We start from the raw sequence: 24,296 nt of genomic DNA, 5'->3' as shown, positions 1-24,296 counted from the left end.
GGATCCTTCCCGAAGCCGCCCCGACGCGTGGGGAGCGGGGACGGGGAGGGGTGTCCCCGCAGGACGAGCGCGCAACCACCGCGCACAGCCGAGACCTGCCCGCGTCGCGCGAGCCGAGGAGACACCCCTCCCCGGCCCCGCGCACCGGCCCGCACCGCGCCCGGATCCCGGCCCGCACCGCCAGCACCCGCGGACCGGCCCGCACCGCGCCCGGGACCCGGCCCGCAGGACGACTCGGACCCGCCCGGCCCCGCTCTGCGGGACCGTCACCCCCGCGAGAGCGGACCGGCGGGTCCGGGGTGCCCCGGGTCGTCACCGTCACCCCCGCGGGAGCGGAAGGGCGTGGCGGGAACTCCTCGGACCTCCCGGGAGTCGGATGCTATGCAGACAAAACCGGCGCCCCCGGGGGAAGGCAGGAGCACGTGGAGAACCGCAGCACCACCGGAGGTACCGCCACCCGCGGCGGGTTCGTGTTCAGTGCCGCCGATGAGGAGCGCCGGCGCGGGGTCCGGTGGATGAAGGCCACCGCGACCGGCCTGTTGCTCCTGGTCGCGCTGGTCTACGTACTCGCCAAGTACGCCCAGCACGCCTGGGGTGCCGGCGGCTGGGCCGCGTACGTCGCCGCCGCGGCCGAGGCCGGCATGGTCGGCGCGCTCGCGGACTGGTTCGCCGTGACCGCCCTCTTCCGGCACCCGCTCGGGCTGCCCATCCCGCACACCGCGATCATCCCGACCAAGAAGGACCAGCTCGGCGTCACCCTCGGCGAGTTCGTCGGGGAGAACTTCCTCTCCGCCGACGTGGTGCGGGCCCGGCTCCACGCCCTCGGCATCGGCGGCCGCCTCGGCTCCTGGCTCGCCGAGCCCGAACACGCCGACCGGGTCACGGCCGAGCTGGCCGCCGCCCTGCGCGGCGCGCTCACCGTGCTGCGCGACTCCGACGTGCAGGCCGTGGTCGGCGAGGCCATCACGCGGCGCGCCGAGACCGCCGAGATCGCGCCGGGCATCGGCAAGACCCTGGAGCGGGTCGTCGAGGACGGCGGCCACCGTCGCGCCGTCGACCTGATCTGCGCCAAGGCGCACGACTGGCTCGTCACCCACGGGACCTCGATCACGGACGCGGTCCAGGGCGGCGCCCCGGGCTGGACCCCGCGGTTCGTGGACCGCAAGGTCGGCGAGCGCGTCTACAAGGAGTTGCTCCGCTTCGTCACGGAGATGCGGGACATGCCCGAGCATCCGGCGCGCGGGGCGGTGGACCGGTTCCTGACGGACTTCGCGGCCGACCTCCAGTCGGACACCGAGACCCGCGCGAAGGTGGAGCGGCTCAAGTCCGAGATCCTGGCGCGCGACGAGGTCCAGGACGTCATCGCCTCCGCGTGGTCGGCGATCCGGTCGATGATCATCTCGGCGGCGGAGGACGAGCAGAGCGAGCTGCGCCTGCGGGTCCGGGCCTCGCTTCTCTCCCTCGGTGCGCGCCTGGCCACCGACGGCCGTCTGCAGGCGAAGGTGGAGGGGTGGATCGAGGGCGCGGTCGTCTACGTCGTCACCACCTACCGGACCGAGATCACCTCGCTGATCACGGACACGGTGGCGGGCTGGGACGCCGAGCACACCTCCCGCAAGATCGAGGCCCACATCGGCCGTGACCTGCAGTTCATCCGTATCAACGGCACGGTGGTCGGCGCCTTGGCGGGCCTGCTGATCTATACGGTCTCGCGCGCCTTCGGGGCGTAGCCCGGCGGGAGCGGCAGTTCCAGTTGGGCGTGCCCACGGGCGGTGACCTGCGGGGGCGCGGGGCGGGCGGCGCCCAGTGCGAGGAGCGCGCGCAGGGCGGCGATCACGTCCGCCGGTCTGTCGCGCAGGATCCCGGGCGTCGTACTGGCGACCAGGTCGCCTCGGGACTCCAGGCGCAGCCGTCGCAGCAGGGTGGCCTGCCAGGCGTCGCGCGTGTAGTGGTACTCCGCGGAGTCGATCTCCAGGGCTACGCCCTCGTCGGGCCAGTACGCGTCCGGGCTGGCCAGGAAGGCCCCGTCGGGGCCGTGGAGGCGGGCGTTCCGGAGCGGGGCCGGGAGGTCGGTGGCCGCCAGGGTCTCGCGGGCGCGGCCCTCGGCGATCGAGCGGACCCCGGCGACCAGCTCCGCGGCCGCGACGCGGACGGCGGGGCGGCCGCGGACGCGGCCCGCGCGCAGTTCCGCGTGCAGGTCGTGCGGGTGGCACCAGCCGCCCTGGACGACGTTGGCCAGTACGGAGCGCACCAGATCGGCGTCGTCCGTGCGGGCCGCGAAGTCGGCGGCGGCCCGGATCGGGCGGGTGCTGGGGACTCCGGAGATGTGGATGGTGGCGGGCCGGCGCGTGGTCGGGCAGGGCCGGACCCGGCCGGCCGCGGGGTGGGCGGCGTACAGGACGGCGGACAGCGCCTGCTGCCGGGTGTCGGGTGGGCCGGTCTGCAGCAAGTACACCCGTGGCAGGAGCCGTTGCCAGGGCCCTCCGCGGCGGCTGCGGCCGCTGATGGTGGCGGACGGGATCCCGGCCTGCTCGAGCTGGTGGTAGGTGGCCAGGTTCAGCCGGCGCTGGGCGGTACGGGCGATAGCGGTGATCACGCCCGCGGTATGCCCGGTGGGGCGGGTCCGATACTCAGGCCGAGGGGTGGTTCGGGGCGAGGAAGACGACGACGCCGTTCTGTGTGCCGGGCAGGGGGGTGACCTCGTGCCAGCCGAGGCGCCGGTAGGTGGCGACGGTGTCGGTTGCCACGCGGGCGGTCAGCAGCCAGGCGCGCTCGTCGGGGGCGTCGGCGGTGATCTCGGCGAGCAGGGTGCGCCCGGTGCCGTTCCCGCGCGCGTGCGGGCGTACGGCGAGCTCGTCGATCTCCAGGGCGCCGATGAGGAGTTCCCGGACGCGCTGTCGGCCGAGCTGCGCGGAGACCTGTCCGTACGCGCGGTCGCGGGGGAAGGTCTTGGGGGTCAACCAGGCGGTGGCGAAGCCGTCGATGCCGGCGGGCGACTGCGCGAAGGCGGTGCGGAATCCGGCGCGGCGGCTGTCGGCCTGGAGTCGGAGGGAGAACTGGCGAATGGTTTCTTCATCCTCGTTCCACGGTGGCGCGGAGAACACCTCGCTGTAGGCGTCGGCCAGTTCGTCCGAGAGGTCCAGCACGGCCGGTCCATAACAGATCACGTTTGCAGCTCCTTGGGCCGGCTTGGGCGGCTTCGGTCGTATCGCCCGTGTAGGAGAGTGAATCTACGCCGGGGAGGTTCCACGGAGGGCACCTGCACGGATCCGGAGGGTGTGCGACAAATCCGACTTCCGTACGTAGCCGGGCCACCCGTATCGCCGCCCCCGGCCCGGCGTTGAACCGGTGTGCCCAGCTCTCTCCTGCGCAAAGCCCTGATCGGCGTCGCCGCGTGCGCGGTGGCGTTCTTCATCACCCTCGGTGTCATCGCGGTCCTGCCCCGCACCGTCCAGGACACCGTCCCGCCCGGCGTCCTCGGCGGAGCCGTGGTGGTGCTGGGCGTGGGCACCGCGCGCCGCTTCACACGGCGCGCGCGTTAGCCTCGTCCGGAGACGTTCGAACGGCTGGAGGACCCCACGATGGCGCAGATTCCCACCTCGGCGATAGCGGCGGCCGGCCTGGTCGGCGGCTACGCCACGGCCCGCTGGACCGGCGTACGCCCGCTCGGCGGCGTGATCCTCGCGGCCGCCGGCACGGTCGCGGCCCGCGAATGGCACCGTCGCACGAGCCCGACGACCACGGCCCTCCTGGGCGCGGGTTACGTGGCCGCGTTCGCGGGATCGCACCCCCTGGCGAAGAAGATCGGGGCTTGGCCCGCGGTCTTCACGGCGGCGGCCGCGGTGGCCGCGGCCTCCTACGCGGCGGCGGACCGCTAGTTTCCGCGCGGGCCGGCCGGGCCCGGGGGTGTCCTGCCGATCGGCCGCGATCGACAGGACACCCCCTGGGCCGGACGGCGGCCGACCCGTCAGCCCGTCCCGTGGAAGAAGCCGATCTCGGGATCCTGCGGGGTGCCGATCAGCAGGGCGCGGTCCAGGAAGCGGTTGAACTGCTCGCAGCTGGTCTCGGGGAGCAGGACGCAGCAGTGGCAGGCGGCGAGGTTGACGTTGTCGGCCCCGCTGACCGGGGATTCCATGCACAGAGGATCGGCGGAGCACCACGCGGCCCGCGTCAGGGCCGAGGCCAAGGATCGCGCGAGCGCGTCCGGCTTGCCCTGGCTGACCAGTCCACCGAGGCTTCCGGCGGAGTCGCTCGTGGCGGTGTAGAGCAGTACCCCGGTCATCTCGTCGTCGACGTAGAGGCGTTCGCGCAGTGCCGAGGCGGGATAGCCGCAGTCGAGGCTCCACTCGTTGATCAGCACGTGCGCCAGGGTGTGGACGAGCAGCAGGCGGGGCGTGACCGGCGACAGCTCCGGATCGCCGTCCGGGCCGGCCTGTTCGGCGAGCAGCGCGAGATGGTGATCACGCACCACGTCGGCACGACGGGCCACGCCCGGATGCCGCTGCTCCCACCGGGCCACCCGTTCGCGGTCCAGCCGCAGGAACACGCCCTCGCCCACGACCTCGATGGCCGGCAGCCATCCCTGCGGATTGCGCGCCAGCGAGGAATGCCGCTCGGGGGCGGCCGAGGTCGGGGCGGTCAGCCGGGTGAAGGAGGTCAGGGCCCGGACCTCCCGCAGGCGGGGGACCAGCATCACCTGGTCGATGCCCGTGCGGTCCGGGATGTCACCCAGGTCGCCCGGGTCCTGCGTCTCGAAGTCCGGGCTGACGCGGTGGTCGAACTCGGTGCTGCGCTGCAGCTGCTCGTACTCGTCGCGGCGCAGCGGATCGATCAGCACCGCCGCCGCGTCCTCCTCCTTGGCCTCACGTGCCTCGGTGGCCCGTTGGCCGATGCGTACCGCGGCCAGGAGAGCGGCGGCCTCGTAGCCGGACTTCTGCAGCTGAGGCGTCATCCCGATGTAGACCAGGATCTCCTCGTCGGTGCGATCGCGGAACTTCGACATGAAGGGGCGGACGAGCTTGTTGGCGCCCTGGGACCACGGCGGGATGGTCAGTGCGGAGGAGACCATCGGGAACCAGGCGGCGGAGGAACCACGCTGTATCGCTCGTGGGTCCTCGGTGCACTCCTCGGGAGCCGAGTCGTCCCTCAGCCAGGGCCGTCGCCCGGAGCAGCGGATCCCGAGCGAGGCCAGCGCCTTGCGGCCGAGGGCTCCTTCGAGCGATTTGGGGGCCACCCCGCACGAGCAGTGGATCCGGATGGAACGCAGGGACGCGGTGCGGCCCGCCGTGCGGATTTCGAGGCGGTGGGACTGGGAGCCCCCTGCCGGGCGTTCCTCGGACTTGTGGACCCAGAGCCAGTACGGGAAGTCGTCGAGGTGCCCGTTCTCGCACACCATGACGAAGCGGGACGGGGTCAGCTCCGTGGTCTCGCACTTGCCGCACTTGTTCTTCTTCGGGTCCGCGGTCAGCCGACGGTGCTCGTTGAGGGAGTGGCAGGTGGAACAGGAGTACCACTCGGGGAAGCGGGCGACGTGGACACCGTCGCTCGGCGCGTTCTCGTCCGTGGTGGCGGGCGGCAGGTGGAAACCGTCCACGTTCAGCCGGTACTGGAGGCGGGGCTCGGTGAGTTCGAACTCCGACGGCACGTGCCAGGAGTCGAGTCCGCGCACGATGAAGGACTCGCTGTCGATCGCGATCATCGATCCGACACCGTACGTGGTGATCATCTGGGCGCGCCGGGCCGAACCGAGCTTGCGGGGTCCGCTCTCGGCGCGCAGCCGCTGGAGGCGGGAGCCGGAGCGGGACCGCCGGGGGGACTCTGACATCTACTTCTCCTCGAACAGGTCGGACTCGGCGTCGACGTCGCGCAGGCTGGTCAGCGTGCGGAAGGACTCGCCGTCCTCGGCCTCCGCGAACGGCACCAGCAGGGCGGGGCGTTTGCCGAACCAGCCCTCGTACACGAGGGTGTCCGGATACGTCTCGGCGAGCAGTCGCCAGTCGTCGATGATCTCTTCGAGTTCCGCGTCCACGTCGTCCGCGTGCTCGGGGGCGATCTCCCGGGCCCGCCAGGTGATGGCGGTACGGATGTCCTTCAGCCGGTCCTCGAACCGGTCGATCTTCGCGGCGCCGCTCTTGGGGCGGGCCGCCTCGATGGTGAGTCGGGCGAGACCGACGAGGACGGCGTGCAGGGCCCGGTCCCGGGCCCGGGGCGAGAACGGGGTGACGCTCGTCGACTCGACCTGGCGGTAGAGGGCCGAGTGGTAGGTGGTGAAGTTCTCGTAGTGCGAACGGTCGCGTGAGCGGGCCGAGTTCAGGAGGGTGACGACCAGTCCCGGGTGGCTTCGTCCGACCCGGCTGGTCGCCTGGATGTACTCGGCGGTGGTCTGCGGCTGCCCCATGACCGCCATGAGGCCCAGCCGGTCGATGTCGACGCCCACCGAGATCATGTTCGTGGCGAGCAGGACGTCGACCGCGTCGGGGTGCGGGTGGCGGCGCTCCAGATCCTTGAGGTACTTGGGGATGTCGCTCGCGTCGATGCGGCTGGTGAGTTCGGACGGCTCGTTGATCTCACGCGTCCGCGTCTCGGCCTGGGCGGCCAGCAGCGCGATCCGGTCGTGGACATCGTCCCTGACCTGCAGTTCGGCCGCGGCCAGCAGGCGAAGGCTGTTGAAGTAGCCGACGAGCGTCCAGTAGGCGTCCCGGACCGCGCCGGGGCCCTCGATGAGTGCGGCGTGGTGGAGCAGCGCGGCGTACGCGCGCACGAGGAGGGTGGCCTGGCTGGTGGACGGGGTCAGCAGTCCGACGTAGCGGCGGGTGGCCTTGCGGTCGGCCGGCGCCTCGCGGGAGAACCACGAGTCGCGGGAGTCGAGCGCGGTGGGCGGGAACTGGTGGACCTCACGGTGGAACAGGGCGCGGCCCTGTTGCTTGGCCCGTCGGATCGTCGCGGTGGAGGCGATCACCTTGGGTGTGTCCGCGGCGAGGTCGATCATCGTTTCGTACAGCCCGGTCATGGTCCCGAGCGGGCCCGAGATCAGGTGCAGCTCGTCCTGGACGATCAGCTCGGGCGGCGGGGTGTCGTCGGCGGGCCGGTTCCGGTTGAACAGGGCGGCGGTCCGTTCCTCCCACGGGATGAGGGCGAACTTGTCGACCGTCGCGATGACCAGCGTGGGCCGTGCCTGGTAGACCGTCTGGTCCACCACGTGGATCGGCAGGCCTTCGTGGAAGTCGCAGTCCTCGTCGGGGCATGCGACGACCATCGCGGCGGGTTCCAGGGTGACCGTGTAGTCGTGGGCGTCCAGGGCGGACCCGCACCAGGGGCAGGCGCGGAGCTGGACGGGGTTCTCCTTGGCGACCGATTGACCGTTGCGGAGTTTCTGCAGGCTCTTCTGCGCGGTCTTGAGGTCGTTCGGGGTGGCCGACTGGCCCACCCACATGCCGATGGAGATCTTTTCCGAGCCCAGCGGGCGTGCGGAGTTCTTCGCCTCCAGGCGGATGCGTTCCATCGCGCAGATCAAGATGGTCGCCCGCTCGAACTGCTGGAGGGTCAGCAGACGGAGCGTGTACCGCATCAGTACGGTCACCCCGCCGCCGCAGTCGCGGCGGCGCAGTCGCCGGAGGAACACGGTGAACGCGATGAGGCCGAGGTAGGCCTCGGTCTTGCCACCGCCGGTCGGGAACCACAGGAGGTCGGCGATCTGCCGGTCGTCGTGCTGGGGATCGGCGATGCCGTCGAGGCACAGCAGCACGAAGCCGATCTGGAACGGGCGCCAGGTGTTGGGGCGGCCCGGCTCACCCTCCTTGATCGTGATCGCGCGGGTGCGCTGGTCGTCCATGGCGCGGTTGGCCAGTCGGAAGGCTTCCAGGCAGTCGTCGTCGACGCGCAGCAGCTCGACGCCGGAGCGCATGCGCCCCAGAGCGGTGGCGCAGTTCTCGATCTGCAGCAGGGCCAGTTCGGCGAACTCGGAGGAACCGAGCCGCTCGGCGTCGGTCCTCCGCTCCTCGATCCAGTTCTCGTAGGAGGACAGGAGCGTCAGGAGGGCGGGCACGATCTCGTCCCGGGGCGCGGTCGAGAGCCACTTCATGCCCAGCGAGGTCGCGTCGATGTCGGGGTTCGAGTCGGTGAGCATGACCTCGTACGTCGGCACGAGCTCGGTGTGCACCGCGTCGATCCGGCACGGCCCGGCGTCCACCCGCAGGTGGTTCGGCGGGGGCGCCACCCAGTGCCAGTCCGCGGCGCAGCCGTGGCCCGTGGCGAAGGAGGGGGCGTGACGGTGCAGGAGCCGGCTGACATCCAGCTCGGGGTCGGCGGAGCGTCCGTGGACGGGTCGCTCCACCAGACCGCCGGAGCCCGCGGGGGCGGTCACGGTCAGGCGGGGCTGGAAGAAGCAGGACTCGTCCTGGGGGCCGGTCTTCGGGGCGGTCGCCGTGTTGATCAGGGTGACGGTCACCGCGACGGCCCCGGAGGCGTCCTCGTTCCGCACGATGATCTGAAGGCTCAGGAGGTGGGGCAGGATCTCCACCGCCTTGGTGCCGGGCACGGTGACGTCGACGGGTACGTCCCGAGCGGGGACGGCCTGCCGCATCCACCGTTCGCCGGTGTCCTCGGTGGAGCGTCGTTCCGCGGCCTTGGCGGCGGTCGCCCGGCCCGACGCGTCGACCGGTAGGTACCGGGCGGCCTCGACGCGGACGGTGACCTCGGGGGCCGCCACCCGGTCGACGGCGAAGGTGATCCCCATGGCCGAGGGGCGACGTACGTTGGAGAGGGCGACACCGGAGTCGTCCCGGTCCCCGTCCCGCTGCTCCCGGCGGGCCACGTCGGCCGCGGGGTCGGGGTTGTTGTCGGCGGCCCGCTCGGTCGGGTCCTCGGCGACGTCGCCCTGCGGGAACAGTGCCCCGACGGGATAGGTCGTGACCGGCGGGTCCTCCAGCACCTCGTCCGGTCCGCCCTTGGGGCCCATCAGGTCGAGGACGAGCCGGTGCACCAACTCGTCCCGGAACTCGTAGTGCTCGTCGTGCTCGCTCTTCATCATCCTTCGCCGTCCTCCGTGCCCTTCTTCTCCCACTCGAAGCGCCCCAGCCCGGTCGGCCTGGGGGCCAGCCATACGCCCCGCTCGCCGAGGCCCGCGCCGAGAGCGACGTTGTCGCTGCCCACGACGGTTTCCACCGAGTCGAGGAACAGGTCCGTGATGGTGAGTGGCCATGCGAGTGCAGCCGCGTCCTTGCGGGTCCTGCGGATCGTGTACAAGTCCTTGCGGAACGCCTCGGAGGCGCTCCCGATGACGCGGCCGGCATGGCGCAGCAGGTAGGGCGGGCTCGCGTCCGGTCCTGTCGGGAGCGCGTGCGCGCGTACGAACGCGACGGGGTCGCCGGCGTGTACCTCCTGCGCGAGGTAGCGCTGCAGGTCGACGGCGTTCCCCTCGAGGTCGTGCGCGCCGGCCGGGGCCTCTCGTGACACGTCGCCGCCGAGGACTTCGATGCCGTACCGCTGCCCCCGCTTGGTGCCCGTTCCGCCGCGGTACCAGCGGCCGGTCGCGGGTCGGCCGTCGCCGTCCTTGCGGAGGAAGGGGTCCCGTCGCAGTTCCAGGTGGTACAGGTCGGTGCGCGGTCGGGTCATGGCCACGTAGAGCGCGCGGGCCGCCGCGGCCGGATCGCTGTCCTTGGCGTCCGAGGCCGCCGCCACGGGACCGGGATCGATCACGACGACCCGGTCGAACTCCAGCCCCTTGGCGCGGTGCACGGTGGAGACGACGAGTCGTTCCGTGTCGTGGGTGGTCAGTTCGTCCGGTATCCGGCCGCCGGCGAGAGCGGTTTTCACCCGGTTCAGGTCGATCCCCGACCGGTGCCCACGGCCGTCCAGCCGGACCAGGGCGTGCCACAGGACATCGCGCGCCTCGCCGTCCGGGAGCTCGAGCTCGTCGGCGATCGCGTCGAACCTCGCCGTGGCCAGGGTGGATCCCTCGCATCGGCGGTAGAGCAGGCTCAACCAGGTGGGCAGCACGCGGTCCTGGGCGGAGCGCTGCACCTTGTGGGGTATGCCGGACGTCCACAAGGAGCGGGAGACGGCCAGGGCCTGACCGTTGGTGGTGCAGAGGATGGCGTTCGTGCCGTGGTGGGAACGCAGTGCGGAGGCCGCGAGTTCACTGTCGAGCGGGGCGAACGCAAGGTTCGACAACAGCGCGGCGTGCAGCTGCGTGTGGACCGATCGGTGGCCCTGCGCGGTGAGGTCGTCCTGCTGGAGGCGGTGGCCCAGGTGGAGGGCGGTGCGGGCGGAGTCCGTCGTGGCACGGAAGTTGCGGGTGAGCCGTAGCTCGCGCAGGTCCGCGGGGAAGCTGTTGCGCAGCCAGGGGAAGAAGCTGTTGACCTCCTCGGCGCGTTGCGCCACCGGTACCTGGAAGCCGTAGAGGGACTGGGCGGGATCGCCCACGACGGTGAAACCGGCGTCCCGGTACTCGTCGAGCAGTGCCTCGATCATGCGGCTTCGATCACCGACGAGGTCCTGCACCTCGTCGACGACGACATGGGCCAGGTCCTCGGTGAGGTACTCGTCGAGCCTGCCCTCCCCGATCGCTTCCGTGGCGTTGCGGATGCGTTCGTCGAAGGGGACGGTGTTCCACTCACCGGTGGGAGCGATCTCGGACAGGAAGGCGGTGGCCCAGCTGTCGAAGGTCTGTACCCGGACCCGGTCGGCGGCGACGGCGTGGCGCTGGATGCGTTGGCGCAGCTCGCGTACGGCGGCGTTGGAGAAGCTCAGGACGAGTATCTCGCCGGGCAGTACGTCGTCCCGCTCGACCAGGGCGTCGAGGCGACGCACCAGGGTGTGGGTCTTGCCGGCGCCCGCCCCGGCCACGACCAGGCATTTGGCGTCCCAGGGCAGTTCCACGACGGCGCGCTGCTCGTCCGTGAGCGTGGGAGGCGCTCCCGGGGTCTTCGTCACTTGCGCTCCCAGAGGTGCTCGAACTCGGTGAAGGCGAGCTTGTGACCGTAGTTCTCGATGTTGTCGTCGACGTTGAGGATGAGGCAGGTGTCCTTGCCCCCGTTCGCGGGTCCGCGGAGCCCGCGACCGATCATCTGCTGGTAGACGTTGGGGCTGTAGGTGGGTCGGGATACGACCACCACGCGGGTGGCGGGCGCGTCGAAGCCCTGGGTGAGGACGCCGTAGTTGGCCAGGACCCGGATCCTGTTCTCCCGGAAGTCGTCCACCCGCTTGCGGCGGGTGGCGGTGGGTGTCGCCGAGTCGATGGAGTCGGCGGACACGCCCATGCCGTTCAGCTTGGCCGCGATCACCTTGGCGTGTGCCACGGAGGTGGCGAACAGCAGGACGGGCCAATCGGCGGGCAGCGAGGCGATCTCGTCGACGAGCATCCGGTTGCGTTCGTGGTCGAACGCGAGCCGGTCCTCCACCGTGGCCGGCAGCGCGCCGAAGGTGTCCACCTTGCTCAGTTCCGACGCGCTCATGGTCACCGTCGCGCCGCGCAGGACCCGCTGCTCGACCCTGGCCAGCACCTTCATGTCCTGCAGTTGGGGGTACGGGTCCGGGTCGAGCACGCCCTTGTCCAGCCGGCTCCTGCCGTAGCGCTGTACGAGCCGCTGGGTCTCGTCCTCGTTCGTGCTGCGGAACGGGGTCGCGGTCAGTCCGACCAGAGGCCGCTCGGTCCTGTTGTTGCGCGAGATCCCGAGGAGTTCGAAGAGCCTGGTGTAGCGCCGGGAGAGGGAGGTGTGCGCCTCGTCGACGATGACGGCCGAGGCCTCGCGCAGCCAGGCGTACGCCTCGGTGTCCAGGTGACGTTCCAGTTTCGCGTCGACGGCGACCACGAGATGGACGGTGGAGCGGATGTCGGTGGCGGAGTTGGCCCCCCACAGCCGGCTGATGGACAGCGTCTCGCGTTCGGCGCCGACCTTGGACCAGACGAACTTCCAGCTCTGCACGGCCTGTTCGCACAGTTCCTCGCTCTGCGCGATCCACAGGATCGGACCCGTGGGCCGGCGGTGCTTGATGGCCCGGATCACCGCTTCGGCCGCGACCCGCGTCTTGCCGGAGCCCGTGGGCATGCACAGCATGGCGCGCTTGGGGTCGGGGTCCGTCAGCAGGTAGAAGAGGTTCTGGGCGAGCTGCTCCTGGTAGTCGTGCAGGCGGGGGAAGTCCACGGGCCCCACCACCTGCTCCATCGCGGGCGGGCTGACGGGCCGGGCCCCGGCGAACGCCTCCGGGAAGCCGAGGCGGTTGACGAACTGGCGCGCGGCGGTGTCGCCCCCGTAGCTGTTCGGGGCCTCGGCCCACCGGGAGGCGATGGCCTTGGCGTAGTGGCGCAGGACGCCGTCCTTCTCCGAGTTGTAGGCCAGTTCCGCGATCCGTTGCCCGTCGGGCTCCTTGCCGGACACGTGGAGCTCGTCCTCCCACAGGCCCGGCGGCAGTCCCGTGCGCAGGGCTTCCTCGCCGATCAGCAGCAGGAGCTTGTCGGTGACGCTCTCCGCGTGGACGACGCGCTGGAGCTTCTCGTTGGCCCGCTGCTGCTCCTGGAGCGCGATGACCTGCCGGCACTCGGCACGCGACAGTCGCCAGCCGAACACCTTGGACGACTCGTGGAGGATCTCCAGCTCGTCCTCGGGGTGGCTGATCAACGCGACCCGACCGTCGAGCGCGCTCTTCAGGGCGACGGGACGGTAGCTGTGGTCGGTGCGGATGATCTCTTCGAGTCGGGTGCAGGACTGGAACCAGGCGTCGGCGGTCGCGAGATCGGTGCGCAGGCGCAGGGAGGGGAAGCGGTTCAGGAGCAGCTCGGGTTCGGCCTCGGAGGCGTGACTCAGCTCCTTCGTGATCTTGTCGCCGGGGCTGCACATGTCCCACCGGGTACGCAGCAGTTCGGCGTCCTCCGGGGTGTCGACGAGGAGTGCCGGGACGGATTCGCGCACCAGCCCGTCGTACTCCTCGCGGACGGAGGTCACGGCGATGTCCGTGTCGGGTCGATGTCCCCATTCGGTGCCGATGCGGCAGCGGGTCTCGACGCCTTCCGGGAAGCCGGCGTCGGCCCGGGTGAGCAGGGTGTAGGCGTTGCCGAGGAAGGCGTCGTCCTCGCTGGCGGCGATCCGCTCGTGGATCTTGTTCCACACCCGCTGCGGCACCTTGTCGAGGGTGCCGGGCATCTCCAGGGCGTCGGCCTGGGCGGGGGAGAGGCGGGCCACGGGGAGGACGGCCGCGTAGGGGGACAGCTGGGGTCCCACGCATTCGCGCAACGGGAGCAGTTCCCGGTCGGTGCGGGCGTACCCGTACCTGGTCACCATCCAGCGCAGCGGGGACGGCGCGGGTTCCTGGGTCCGGCTCTGCTTGCCGACCTGCCGGGTCCAGTTGCGGACCATGCCCCGGTCGGGCATCGCGGCGACGAAGTCGGCCCTGCCCTCTTCGCTCAGCCGTGTCAGGAATCCCAGCGGGCCGGCCGGCGAGGCGCCCTGCATCCGCATGGTCGCCCTGTTCGGACGGGCCGAGCTGGCCGGGAGGGTGGCGCAGTACGCCTTGTGCATGGCCTCCGCGTAGGACTCGAACCAGGGCTCGCCGGTCGGGTCCTGATCGACGTCCGGACCCGAGCGCGCACCGAGGTCACGCAGGACGAGGAGGTCGTCCCGATGGAAGCGGGAATCGATGGCGAGGGCCGCGTCGCGCGAGCCGTCGGCGGGGACGACGGGGCCGGGCAGCAGGCACGATTCGATGCTGCTGAACGCACCGGCGAGGGTACGCACCCGCAGGACGCCCGTCGGATTCGCCACCCTCTCGTTCAGGATGCGGATCGACTGGCCCGCCCCGGCCCGGCGGGACAGCTTCCAGAACTCCTCCCACGAGGATTCGCCGTACCGGGCGAACCCCTGGTCCACGACGGCTTCGAAGCGGCCCAGGGCGTCGGCCTCGTGGATCCCGATGGTGTCCAGGTCGGCGGAGAGCTCGCGCACCGTGGCGATCTCGGGGTGGACGTAGACCATCTCGTTCGGGAGGGAGTCGTCCAGGACCCGGCGGAACACCGTGTTCGGGCGCGGGGCCACCAGGCCGTGCGCCTCCGTGAGGAGGACGCGGGCCTGTCGGGCCTCCGGGACGTACGGGCTGTTGCCGCGGATCATCGCCGCGAGGATCCGCAGCGCGCACGCGGACGCCGCGGGCGTGCCATCGGTGACCAGGGCCTCCAGCCACTCCTGGACGGTCGCGCGCTCGTGGTGCGCGGCTTCGAGGATGTGGCCGAGCTTGCCGCGCCGGTCCCGGTCGGTCTCGACCGACCGGTGCACCCAGGCGGCGGGCCGGGCCGGGTGGGAGGCCCACAGGTCCAGCCACTCGGGCCGCAGCTCCTCCGGGTGGACGCGCAGGGCGGAGGGCTTGCGCAGTACCCCGTCCTGGTCGGGGAGGGAGGGTCTCGCGGCCGCCTCGCGCCACACCCCTTGGATGACGTGACCGTCGGCCCAGTTGCGGCGCTCCTTGTAGCGACCGGGCAGGTGGGCGAGGTGGCGGGCGGGGTCGGCGGGGTCCGTCAGGGCGGGCAGGGACGCGGCCACCAGACCGGCGGCGGCCCCCAGCAGCTCGTCGTTGAGCGGGGTGCCGTCGACCAGGTGCTGGCGATCCTCGTTGGTCTTCCACGCGGCGTTGAGTATGCCGCGCAGGGTCATCGGGTAGTGGGTGGGGAAGTAGGCCCAGAAGGCGCCCAGTTCACGTCGGCTTTCGGGCACGGCCCACGAGATGTCGATGACGGGTCGGTCGTGGAGTTCCCCGGACGCCTCACGGGTCTTCGCGGTGGGGGAGTAGGGCACGGTGAAGACGCGCCACGTCTCCCGCTCCGGTGTTCCGCCGTTGTCCGAGACGAGAAGCGTGTGGACGGTCCCTTCCCGTGTTCCGCTCAGGGAACGGCGGAAGCGCGAGTTCTCGCGCCGGTCCTCCAGGTCGATCGTCCCCACATGCGGGGAGAAGAGCGGGAACTCCCGGGGGAACGCGCGCAGGTCCCGGCCCAGGCGCGCCGCGGCTCCGGGCAGCAGCGGGAGCCGGACGACCGTGACGGCCCCGTGGGAGAACAGGTCGTTCAGTACGTGGTCCTCGCGGAGTTCGCGCGCGAGGTCGAGCGGCCGGGCCATGCGCAGGACGGGGGTTTCCTTCGCCTGCGGATGGACCTCGTGGATGAGCCGCGCCGACCATTCGCGGTCGAATCCGAAGCTGCCCGTGGCACTGAAGAACTGCGGGGTGTCGGTGATCGACAGGACGGACTTGACGCCCACGCCGAAGCGCCCGATCTGGCCTCCGCGCTTCTTCGAGACGCTCATGCGCAGAATGGTCTCGGCGCCGTCGGCGGAGAGCGGGTTTCCCTCGTTGGCGCAGTACAGATGGTTCTGCGTGAGGACCACGGCGACGCGGCCCGGCGTATCGCGATCCCTCAGTTCGTCCGCGCCGTTCTGCACGAGTTCGTACAACTGGCGATCGCCGTAGCCCCCTTGCTGAATTCGCCGTTCGCCGTTCGCGTCCTCGAGGATCCGGCCGGGATCGTTGCGATACGTGCTGAGGCTTCGGTCCGACTGGTCGAGGACGACGCGCAGCACGTCGGACAGGGGGCCTGACTGCGCGAGGGATGGCTGAAAGGACACGAAGAAGCTCACTCTCCGGTTATCGCAAATGTCGGCGCGACGCATGAGGACGTGGGCGCGCGAGGGATGTCGCAGGGGCGCGAGACAGCCTTGATGAGGGCATGGCAAATAGCCTGTAGGCGCGCACCCCCCGGTGGTTCTCGCGGAATCCTCACCCGGCGAGTGATCGAAAGGGTCGCACGGGTGAAGGAGGTGGCACAAGGGGCTCGGTGGGCACTTCAGCCGGTCGGGTTGCCGGGAAACATGCCGATTCCTTACGGCCCGACCATGGGTGACGGCCGAATCCGTACGATGGTTCGATGAGTAAATTTTGACACATTCTCTGCTGTCAAATGGTCAGTTGTATGATGCGCGAGGTCGTTCCCGCACGATGACATGGAGTGCTGACGGATCGTGGTCGACAACTACGGAGCCTGGCTGGGGCGTCAGTTGCAGCGACAGGGGATGACCCAGACGGAGCTCGCGGCGCAGGTGAACGTCACCCGGGCCGCCGTGTCCACGTGGGTGAGCGGCCGGGTGACGCCCAGACCCGACACCGTGAAGCTCATAGAAGCGGCCCTCGGGGTCGTCCCCGGTGCCTCCCTGTCGATGGACGAGACCGTCGGGCACGAGCGGCTCACCTGGTACCACCGTCCCGCACACGTCGACGGCGGCCGCGAGTACGGCAACGCGGCCGCGTTCGCCTTCGACGCCGACCTCTCGGTCCTGGCGCGCGAAGCGACCCAGAACAGTCTTGACGAGATCCTCGACACCGGTCGACCGGTACGCATCCGGCACGTCCTCCACGAGATCTCCGGCGAACGGCTCGACGCCTTCCGGCGAGTGATGCGGTGGGACGCGCTGCGCGAGCACTACGAGTCGGCCGCGAGCGCGGGCAACAAGGCCTCCCGCGCACTGGCGCGGGCCCTGCGCGACATCGAGGACCGCGGGAGCCTCGTCCTCCTGCGCGTGGACGACTACAACGCGAACGGGTTGACCGGCGACGACTACGACGACGGCCGGTTCGCCGCGGTCGTCAGGCGTCAACTGGACAGCGTGAAGTCCAACGCCAGCGCCGGTGGATCCTTCGGCCTCGGCAAGGCGACCCTCTGGTCGGCCAGTTCCCTGGGCATGGTCCTCATCAACAGCACCCTGAGCCGGCCGCACGACGGGCACCGGGAGCGGCGACTCATCGGCCGCATCGACCTCCCCTGGCACACCGTCGGAGACCAGGCCTACGCCGGCCCCGCCTGGCTGGGAGAGGCCGACCCGGACCGCGACGGCGCGGCCCGTTCCTGGTGGGCGGACGAGGCCACGGTCGAGGCACTGCACCTCGAGCGCGACAGCGACGAGCCCGGAACCTCCTTCCTCGTCGTCGGCGCACACCAGGGGGACGACGAGGACGCCGACCTCGAAGCGCTGCACGAGAAGCTGTCGGCCGGGCTGGGGCGGAACTTCTGGGCCTCCATGATCTCCGCCCCGGGAACCGAGCCCCTCGTCGAGGCGTCTGTCGTGGCCCTGCGCGACGGCGTCGAGGTCGTCGCCGAGCGACGCGTGGTCCCCGACGAATACGAGCCGGCCCGGTCGCGCGCCCTGCGCGCCTTCCTCGAAGGGGCGACGGTCGATCGACTGACCGCACCCGAGCAGGTCGTCGAGCGACGCGTCCGACTCGACGTACCCCCCTTGCGCTCCCCGGAGACCGAAGCGGACGGCAGGCCGGTCCAGCACGAGGCCGTCCTGCTCGTCACCGCCGCCGAACCGGACGACCCGCGCCCCAACCAACTGGTCTGCATGCGGGGCAACCGCATGGTGGTGATGACGCAGACCATCAACCCCCCGCTCGGCGGGAACGCCTACCAGGCCCTGCTCCTCGCGGGCACGGCCGCCGGGGACTCCTCCGACGGCGCACGCGCCGCGGAACGCTTCCTGCGCACGGCGGAGCCGCCCGAGCACGACACCTGGAAGCGCACCGAGGACCTGGTCGTCACCTACGCGCGCGGCGTCGTACGCAGCATCGGCGAGTTCCGGGCCGCGATGCGCGAGGGGGTCCTGGCCGTCGTCGCCACCCGCGACGACGCCCCCGCGCAGGACGAGGTCATTCCCTCCGTCCTGCGCGAGGTGCTGCGCATCGACGCCCCCAAGGGGCCGCCCCGCAACGCGCGCAGCCACCCCCAGGTCGACGACGTCGACGGCCACGTCGACGACACCGGCGCCTGGCAGGTCCGGGTCGAGGTCAATCTGCCCCCGCAGTCGGATCCGTGGACACTCGTCCCCGTCCTGCGATTCGTCACCCGCTCGGGACCGAAGCCCGCCGTGAAGTGGGCCCGACTGGTCGCCGAGCGCAACTGCGAGGTCACCGCCGAAGGTTCCCTGCTGTTCAAGGCGGGCGCCCGCACGGCGGTCTTCCTCGGGGAGAGCGACGTGCAGGACCATCCCGTACCCGCTCGGCACGCCCGCGTCGAGGTGGACGTGCAGCGTGCGAAGGAGTCGATGTGAAGCAGCTCGTCCCCTACCCGACCCTGCGCCGATCCGACGGGCTCACCACGATCGAGGTGCGGGAGGGACGCGTCGACGAGGACGCCCTGCCGCTGGAACTCGTCAACCGGCAGGAACGGCGTGTCGCCGTGCACGGTGTGGGCTACGCCGACTGGTCCACCGCGCGGCTGGCGGTCCGGATGCGGGTACCGGTGGTGGCCGACGCCGAGGGCCGGGGCTGGCGGGACGTGCGGGCGGCGGTGACGGTCGCCAACCGGACGTCCAACGTGCGCTCGGTGACCTCGCTGCGCCAGGACGCCTCCGGCGACTGGGTCGGTGAGGTGCGCGTCGACCGCGACGAGCACCTGGGGCGGCTGCAGCTCACCGGCATCGTCACGGCGACGGTCGACGGAGTGCCCGGCAGGCTCATCGGATCGGCCGAGGACGCCTGGACCGTGGACGTGGACTCGCGGACCGCCCACCGCGAGCAGGACATCCGCATGACGGAGGTCGACTTCGGCTCCGACGAGCACCCCCATCTCCACGACTTCCGGCACAACGAATGGGCGATCGACGCGAACGGCGCCGTCCCCACCGTCTACGTGAACACCGCCCTCGAAGGAGTGGCGCGGCTGCTCGGCGCACCCGCGCGAGGCATGTCCCCCGCGGAGAGCGCCCTGCAGAAGGCGCTCGCCGCCAAGCTCGGCACCGACCTGTGGGTCACCCTGTTCCACAGCGCCGCGGACGAGGTCTTCGCCGAGGACGGAGAACCCCAATGGCCGGGCGGCTGGCGGGACAACGTCCTCAAGCGGATGCTGCCCGACGTGTGTCCCGACCTCTCCCCGTCCGACGCGTTGCGGGAACTGCTGTCCCGCCGGGTCGGCGGCGCGGGCCGGGATCTGCACATGCGTGTACTGCACGCGGCCGGGCGACAGTCCCGGTCGGCACGCTCGCTGGGCGAGGCATTGCGGGACATCACGAAGGGGAGCGCGAAGCAGTGAGCTGGGAATCCGTCTACGAAGGGGCGGCCGCCGCACCCGAGCGGCTCGCACTCCTTCCCGACGCCGTGGCGCGGCGCGAACTCGACGACGAGGTTCTGAGCGGCCGGAGCGCGCTGCCCCACGAGAAGCTGGACCGCAGCTCACGCGCGTTCGACGACGAAGGCGACCGATGGAGTGCGCGGCCCGTACGCGAGCTGTTCGACGCCGCGATGCGCCGGTTCGTCGAGGCACGTCCGGGGGCCAGTGACGCGTGGCTCGCCCCCCGCCTGCACGCGACGCTCCGGCTGACCCGCAGGGAAGCCGGCGACTCGGAACTCTGGAACCATCTGGCGTTGCGCGTCGCACCGGACTACGTCCTGTGGCGTTGGCTCGGCAGCGAGAACGAGAACGGCGGCGGGGGCGAGGCCAGGGTCAACCCGCGGCGCTTCACCGGCCCCTTCCACGTCCAGGCCATGGCCCGGCTCTGGTGGGCCGCCGAGATGTACCGCGACGGGCGCAACTACGCGACGGCGGAGGCGGCCTGCGCCAACCAGGAGATGTTCAACTCCGCACTGCGGCAGGACGTGTTCCTGCACCGGCCCACGGCCCAGACCGTGATCCGGATGCTGCGCGACGGCACCGTGACCAGCACCAGGGCGGCGAACGCGCTCATCAAGGCGGTCAACACCGCCGGGAGCACCATCCAGTACGAACTGGTCGCCCCCGACGATCCGTTGGACACGAAGGCCCGGCGCCTTTGGATAGAGGACCTCACCTACGCCCCACCCGTCCCGCACGATTCCTTGCCGGACGGACCGGACGACGGGGAGGTGGACTTCTCCTCGGTGGCCCGGCTGCTCCCCCTCTTCCAGGAGCTGTTCACCACCGCGCCGATCCGTGGCAAGGAGGAGGAGGAGCCGGTGGAGAATCCCTACGCCTGAGCCGCGCCCGACGTCAGGTCCTCGGCCTCGTGCCGGTCGCCCTGGCCCGCCCCACCCTCCAGGGCCTGATAGACGTGCTCGGCGAGAGCCCGCGCCAGCGGCACCGGTACCGCGTTGCCGATCTGGCGCGCGATCTGGGACTTGCTTCCGCACCACCGGAAGTCCTTGGGGAACCCCTGGATACGTGACGCCTCGTAGTGGGTGATCGGGCGATGGTCCACCGGATGCAGGTACCGCCCCTTCTCCGGCTTGAAGAATTCGGTGCGGATCGTCACGGAGGGCTTCTCCCACACGAGCCGGCCCATGACGTCACCCGAGCCGCTGTTGTGGCGGTTCCAGCTCTCGGTCGAGAGCGGGACCAGCTTTCCTTCCACGAGCGCCGGGGGTGCGTTCCTCAGCGCGTGTCGGTTCTGACCCGGTTCGATGGCCCGGTAGCGGGCCAGGGAGAGTTCCGTCGGCTGGCGACCGATGTGCAGCGATTCGCTCCTGAACGGTCCCGGGATCTTCTCGCGGAGCCGCGCGACGAACTCCTTGTCGAGGACCCCCGTCTCCGTGACCTTCCGGGAAATGGTGACGGACGGGACGTTCTCGTCGTTGAGTTCCGGCAGGTCGAGCCCACTCGTCTGGTAGGGGATCGGGTCCTTCTCGCCGTCCAGGCATTCCTTGAGGGTCTGCCAGGCCTTCGGCTCCTCGGTCGCGAAGAGACCGACCTGGCCCGCCTTGCCGGCGCCCGCGTGCGACGCGGCGGGGTAGGAGATGTGCCGCTTCCCCCGCACGCCGATCACGATCGTCCGCTTCCGGAGCTGCGCGGCGCCGTAGTCGGCCGCGTTGAGGACCTGAGGATCCTCCAACGTGTACCCGAGATCGAGAAAGGCGCTCTTCAGATCGGCGAGCTGGCTGGACGAATTGAACCGCTCGACGTTCTCGATGATGAAGATGCGCGGCTGCACCAATTCGACGATCTTGAAATACTCTTCCCAGAGCCGGTTTCGCGGATCGTCCGGATCGCCCTTGCCGAGTCCGGAAAAGCCCTGACAGGGCGGGCCCCCCAGGATCACATCGGCGTGCAGGCCCTTGGACCTGACGACGTCCACCCAATCCGCGATGTCACCCAGGAAGAAATGGTGATCGCTTCCGGTGGTGTCGTCCGCCCATTTCTCGAAATTCGTGAAATAGGTCAGAGCGGCCGCGGGATCGATCTCGACCCCGGCAATGGGGGCGAAGGAATGCAGGCCGTCCTTCATGTTGTCCCGGGAGAACTCGAAGAAGCCCCGGGTGAAGCCGCCGCAGCCCGCGAAGAGGTCGACGACTTTGTAGGGGGGCTTGTTCTCGGAGTTCATGGCGCGAGTCTAGCCGGCGTCGGGCCTTCCGCGGGCCGGAGGTCGACCGCAGGCCGGAGGGCGACCGCGAGCGCACGACCGACCGCCGACGCGACCGGAGGAGGGCACGCGTTGCCGATCTGGCGGTACGAGGACGTCTTGCGGCCGGCCGGCACCCAGTCGGCGGGAAAGCCCTGAAGGCACGTCACCTGCGGGACGGTGAGCTTGGGGAACAGGTCGTCGGGGGCCGAGGCGTCCGGTACGTCGTCCCCGATCCCGCCCCCGTTCACACCGAGGCGTTCCCACGCGCGCTTCGAGCCGGTCGGGCCGAGGTCCGGACCGCCGCGCTTGTCCGAGCCGCCGACGATCGTCGGGGCGGGCTCGTCGGCACGCCGTGCCCACGCGGCCGCACCGGGCCAGCCCCGGCGGGCCATCGACTCGTACAGGACCGTGCCGACGCTCCGCGTGGGCAGACCGGACGGCTCCGGCCACGAGAACCGCCCGAACTCGGGATCCCGTAGCGCGACCAGGAAACCGTGCGGGCGCTGCTGCGGAACCCCGAAGTCGCAGGCGTTGAGCACCCCCCAGGAGGAGCGGTAGCCGACCTCCCGCAGGTTCTCCTCCACCCACTGCCGGGTCGGCGCGTACACGTCGGCGAGGGCGAGGCCGGGGATGTTCTCCACCAGGACCGCGCGGGGCAGGGCGGCCTGCGCCAGCCAGATCGTGGCCTTCAGCAGGTACCGCTCCTCGTCCGCGTTCTTGCGCATGGTCGAGGCCGTCGAGGGCAGCCGGGGCAGACCGGCCGCGAGGAGATCGACGGCGGTGTCCTCGGCGAACAGATCCGGACGGTCGGACGGCAGGAAGTCGCGGAGGTCCTGCTCCAGCACGGTCCAGTCCGGGCGGTTGCCCCGCAGGGTGGCGCAGGAGTCGGGCTTCGTGTCCAACAGCGCGATCGGGTCGAACCCGGCCGCCTCCAGGCCCAGCGTCAGACCGCCGGCACCGGCACACAGCTCCAGAGAGGTGAGCCGGTCCGGCCCCGAGAGCGTCATGTCGTCCTGTCCGCGTCGGTCGGACGCATGTCGATCGCCCGGGAAGGCGGGTCAGCCGGTTTTCGCGCCGCGGCGGGCATCGATGACACGGGCCGCCACGGACTCCGGTGCCTCGTGCTCCCAGAACCGCAGCACGGTCCAGCCCGCCGCCGCCAACAGCTCGCTCGTCTCGCGATCCCGCGCCATGTTCTTGTCGAGCTTCTCACGCCACCACTGTGCGTTGGCCTTCGGCTGCGTCGCGTGCTCGGGACACCCGTGCCAGAAACATCCGTCGAGGAAGACGGCGACCTTGGCCCCGGGGAAGGCGATGTCGATCGTGCGGCGCGGCATGCCGGGCACCTTCACCTGCAGGCGATAGCGCAGGCCCGCCGCGTGCAGCAGTCTGCGCACCGCCAGTTCGGGGGTGGTGTTCCGGCGTGCCTGGCGACTCATCCGGGCCGACACCGAGGGGGAGGAAGGCACAGCCGCGATCATGACGGTCTCCCTCCTCCACTTTTCGCCTGCCGGTCCCGGGAGGCGCGCTCGGTCGAGCCACGACGACGGCTCGGCACGGCACCCCCACCTGAAGCCGATGGTACGTAATCGCCGGGCCGGCGACATCGTGTCCCCGGCCGGATCGCCCTGCTCAGCCGCCGGACACCTCGTGGCACTCCGCGTACGGCTTGCCCGAGCCGCACCAGCAGGACGCGGTGGGGATCGGGGGCCACGGGGTGGCCTTGCCGCGGGCCGCCAGGGTCGTGGCGTATTCGGCGAGGAGGGACGGGGAGGCCGGGGAGGTCTTCTCCGAAGCCGCGAAGGCCTCGTAGGAGGGGACGCTCGCCGTGACGATGCCCAGGTTCGTGGTGCCCGAGGCGGCCAGGGCGCGCAGCGAGGTCTCGATCTCCCGCAGGTGGGCCTCGTGCGAGGGGTACTCGGAGGCCAGGGTCGGGTAGCTGGTCAGCAGCTCCGACAGTTCGCGCTGCGGCCAGTGCAGGATCGCCACCGGGAAGGGCCGGGAGAGGGCCGCGCGGCGGTCGCCCAGTTCGGCGCGCAGGCGGGCGATCTCGGCGCGCAGCTCGGTCGGGTCGTCGGAGCCCAGGGCCCAGATGCGCTTGGGGTCGTGGAGCTCGTCGAGGGGGATGGGGCCGATGTGGCGGGTGTCCGCGACCATGTCCCAGTCGTCGTGCGGGCGCCCGAGGAGGCGGCGTACGCGATGGCGGCCCGTGAGCAGGGCGGTGGTGGCCGGGGTCAGCGGGTCGTCCTCCGCGATGAGCAGGGTGGCCGCTTCGGTGAAGCAGTCGTGCGAGGCCTCCAACTCGTCGTGGGCCTCCAGGGCTTCCGCGATGACCTCCCACGGTGCCGGTTCCTTGGGCGAGGCGGCGCGGATGCCCGAGATGAGGGCGCGGGCCTCCGCCTCGTGACCGTACTCCCAGAGGTTCGCCGCCTGGAGGGCCTTGATCAGGTGGGGGTCGGACGGTGAGGAGGACAGGAGTTGGTCGTACAGGGCACTCGCCCGGTCGCGTGCGTCGGCCAGTTCGAGGTGGGCCGCGGCCTGGAGGAGCAAGGGCTCCTGGTCCTCGGGGTAGCGGGTCGCCGTGCGGATGAGGCGCTCGGCTTCGGCGATGTGCTCGGCAGGCGTGTCGGGGCGCATGGTTCACACCGTACTGCCGCTGGTCAGTTGACGGGGGAGGACTTAGGGTGCCGCCCGTGCGAGATCGCGTACCTGTGGTGGTGCAGGGGAGCGGCCGGCGGGGGCGCCGGGCCGGTCTCGCGGGGGTGCTGTGGGCGGGCGCCGAGCTGATCGTCACCGTGGGGGTGGTGGTTCTGTTGCTGGTGGTGCACCAGGTGTGGTGGACCAACCGGCAGGCCGCGGCCGCCGCGCAGGAGCAGGTCCAGGCCCTGGAGCGGGCCTGGGGGGAGGATCCCCCCGGCGGTTCCGGAGCGGAGACGGCCGGGCCCGCTGCGGGAGCCG

Annotated in this window: 16 protein-coding genes and 1 pseudogene; 7 read left to right on the top strand and 10 right to left on the bottom strand. The window is 71.2% G+C overall.

What is annotated here, in order from left to right; translation table 11 throughout:
- Positions 1–422: 422 nt before the first annotated feature.
- Complete coding sequence (locus AB8A24_RS39235) at positions 423–1,730, top strand: DUF445 domain-containing protein (protein WP_369478880.1); 1,308 nt, start codon at positions 423–425, stop codon at positions 1,728–1,730.
- On the opposite strand, the gene AB8A24_RS39230 is transcribed toward AB8A24_RS39235, so the two are convergent.
- A complete protein-coding gene (locus AB8A24_RS39230; RefSeq protein WP_369478879.1) occupies positions 1,700–2,596 on the bottom strand; it encodes a hypothetical protein in 897 nt (298 codons plus the stop codon). The two genes, AB8A24_RS39235 and AB8A24_RS39230, sit on opposite strands and share 31 nt — an antisense overlap.
- Before the next feature lie 34 nt (positions 2,597–2,630).
- Positions 2,631–3,167 carry a GNAT family N-acetyltransferase gene (locus tag AB8A24_RS39225; protein WP_328963219.1) on the bottom strand — a complete coding sequence of 179 codons (537 nt, stop codon included), beginning with the start codon at positions 3,165–3,167 and terminating at the stop codon, positions 2,631–2,633.
- 183 nt (positions 3,168–3,350) lie between these two features.
- Between AB8A24_RS39225 and AB8A24_RS39220 the strand changes: the two genes are divergently transcribed.
- A complete protein-coding gene (locus AB8A24_RS39220) occupies positions 3,351–3,542 on the top strand; it encodes a hypothetical protein (RefSeq protein WP_328963220.1) in 192 nt (63 codons plus the stop codon).
- A 39-nt stretch (positions 3,543–3,581) separates the two neighbouring features.
- Positions 3,582–3,878 (top strand): hypothetical protein, encoded by a 297-nt coding sequence (locus tag AB8A24_RS39215; RefSeq protein ID WP_030728596.1) that lies wholly within the window; start codon positions 3,582–3,584, stop codon positions 3,876–3,878.
- 89 nt (positions 3,879–3,967) lie between these two features.
- Here AB8A24_RS39215 and AB8A24_RS39210 read toward each other — a convergent pair whose 3' ends face one another.
- Genes AB8A24_RS39210 through AB8A24_RS39195 form a run of 4 tightly spaced genes read right to left on the bottom strand, consistent with a single transcriptional unit; the run spans position 3,968 to position 15,602 of the window.
- Positions 3,968–5,824 (bottom strand): DUF1998 domain-containing protein, encoded by a 1,857-nt coding sequence (locus AB8A24_RS39210; protein ID WP_328963221.1) that lies wholly within the window; start codon positions 5,822–5,824, stop codon positions 3,968–3,970.
- On the bottom strand, positions 5,825–9,028 hold the full coding sequence (locus AB8A24_RS39205) for a helicase-related protein (RefSeq protein ID WP_369478878.1): 3,204 nt from the start codon (positions 9,026–9,028) through the stop codon (positions 5,825–5,827). It abuts the gene before it with no gap.
- Positions 9,025–10,932, bottom strand: coding sequence for a UvrD-helicase domain-containing protein (locus tag AB8A24_RS39200; protein ID WP_369478877.1), 1,908 nt, complete (start codon positions 10,930–10,932; stop codon positions 9,025–9,027). The genes AB8A24_RS39205 and AB8A24_RS39200 overlap by 4 nt, the downstream gene beginning before the upstream one ends.
- A complete protein-coding gene (locus AB8A24_RS39195) occupies positions 10,929–15,602 on the bottom strand; it encodes a DEAD/DEAH box helicase (RefSeq protein WP_369478875.1) in 4,674 nt (1,557 codons plus the stop codon). The genes AB8A24_RS39200 and AB8A24_RS39195 overlap by 4 nt, the downstream gene beginning before the upstream one ends.
- 393 nt (positions 15,603–15,995) lie before the next feature.
- Here AB8A24_RS39195 and AB8A24_RS39190 point away from each other — a divergent pair, with 393 nt between their 5' ends.
- Genes AB8A24_RS39190 through AB8A24_RS39180 form a run of 3 tightly spaced genes read left to right on the top strand, consistent with a single transcriptional unit; the run spans position 15,996 to position 19,977 of the window.
- Positions 15,996–18,077 carry a helix-turn-helix transcriptional regulator gene (locus tag AB8A24_RS39190; RefSeq protein WP_328963225.1) on the top strand — a complete coding sequence of 694 codons (2,082 nt, stop codon included), beginning with the start codon at positions 15,996–15,998 and terminating at the stop codon, positions 18,075–18,077.
- On the top strand, positions 18,074–19,057 hold the full coding sequence (locus tag AB8A24_RS39185) for a hypothetical protein (protein ID WP_328963226.1): 984 nt from the start codon (positions 18,074–18,076) through the stop codon (positions 19,055–19,057). The genes AB8A24_RS39190 and AB8A24_RS39185 overlap by 4 nt, the downstream gene beginning before the upstream one ends.
- A complete protein-coding gene (locus AB8A24_RS39180; RefSeq protein WP_328963227.1) occupies positions 19,054–19,977 on the top strand; it encodes a DUF6339 family protein in 924 nt (307 codons plus the stop codon). Before AB8A24_RS39185 ends, AB8A24_RS39180 begins: the two co-directional genes overlap by 4 nt.
- Here AB8A24_RS39180 and AB8A24_RS39175 read toward each other — a convergent pair.
- The 4 genes from AB8A24_RS39175 to AB8A24_RS39160 form a co-directional block, all read right to left on the bottom strand.
- Complete coding sequence (locus AB8A24_RS39175; protein ID WP_328963228.1) at positions 19,968–21,317, bottom strand: DNA cytosine methyltransferase; 1,350 nt, start codon at positions 21,315–21,317, stop codon at positions 19,968–19,970. The genes AB8A24_RS39180 and AB8A24_RS39175 overlap by 10 nt on opposite strands.
- On the bottom strand, positions 21,314–22,345 hold the full coding sequence (locus AB8A24_RS39170) for a DNA cytosine methyltransferase (protein ID WP_328963229.1): 1,032 nt from the start codon (positions 22,343–22,345) through the stop codon (positions 21,314–21,316). Before AB8A24_RS39170 ends, AB8A24_RS39175 begins: the two co-directional genes overlap by 4 nt.
- A 51-nt stretch (positions 22,346–22,396) precedes the next feature.
- Positions 22,397–22,819, bottom strand: a complete 423-nt coding sequence (locus tag AB8A24_RS39165; protein WP_266391726.1) for a very short patch repair endonuclease — start codon at positions 22,817–22,819, stop codon at positions 22,397–22,399.
- Positions 22,820–22,970: 151 nt separating this feature from the next.
- Complete coding sequence (locus AB8A24_RS39160) at positions 22,971–23,975, bottom strand: SEC-C metal-binding domain-containing protein (protein ID WP_328963230.1); 1,005 nt, start codon at positions 23,973–23,975, stop codon at positions 22,971–22,973.
- A gap of 56 nt (positions 23,976–24,031) precedes the next feature.
- Here AB8A24_RS39160 and AB8A24_RS39155 point away from each other — a divergent pair.
- Positions 24,032–24,296: pseudogene (locus tag AB8A24_RS39155) on the top strand (class E sortase); the annotation flags it as partial.

The sequence above is a fragment of the Streptomyces sp. BF23-19 genome, assembly GCF_041106355.1.
GTDB classification, from domain to species: domain Bacteria; phylum Actinomycetota; class Actinomycetes; order Streptomycetales; family Streptomycetaceae; genus Streptomyces; species Streptomyces virginiae_A.
This window is presented reverse-complemented; position numbering and strand designations above follow the sequence as displayed.

Bases quoted from the DNA above. Each gene is read 5' to 3' on its own strand.
- AB8A24_RS39215 (WP_030728596.1), top strand. From the start codon at position 3,582: ATGGCGCAGATTCCCACCTCGGCGATAGCGGCGGCCGGCCTGGTCGGC.
- AB8A24_RS39210 (WP_328963221.1), bottom strand. From the start codon at position 5,824: ATGTCAGAGTCCCCCCGGCGGTCCCGCTCCGGCTCCCGCCTCCAGCGG.
- AB8A24_RS39205 (WP_369478878.1), bottom strand. From the start codon at position 9,028: ATGATGAAGAGCGAGCACGACGAGCACTACGAGTTCCGGGACGAGTTG.
- AB8A24_RS39175 (WP_328963228.1), bottom strand. From the start codon at position 21,317: ATGAACTCCGAGAACAAGCCCCCCTACAAAGTCGTCGACCTCTTCGCG.
- AB8A24_RS39170 (WP_328963229.1), bottom strand. From the start codon at position 22,345: ATGACGCTCTCGGGGCCGGACCGGCTCACCTCTCTGGAGCTGTGTGCC.
- AB8A24_RS39165 (WP_266391726.1), bottom strand. From the start codon at position 22,819: ATGATCGCGGCTGTGCCTTCCTCCCCCTCGGTGTCGGCCCGGATGAGT.
- AB8A24_RS39160 (WP_328963230.1), bottom strand. From the start codon at position 23,975: ATGCGCCCCGACACGCCTGCCGAGCACATCGCCGAAGCCGAGCGCCTC.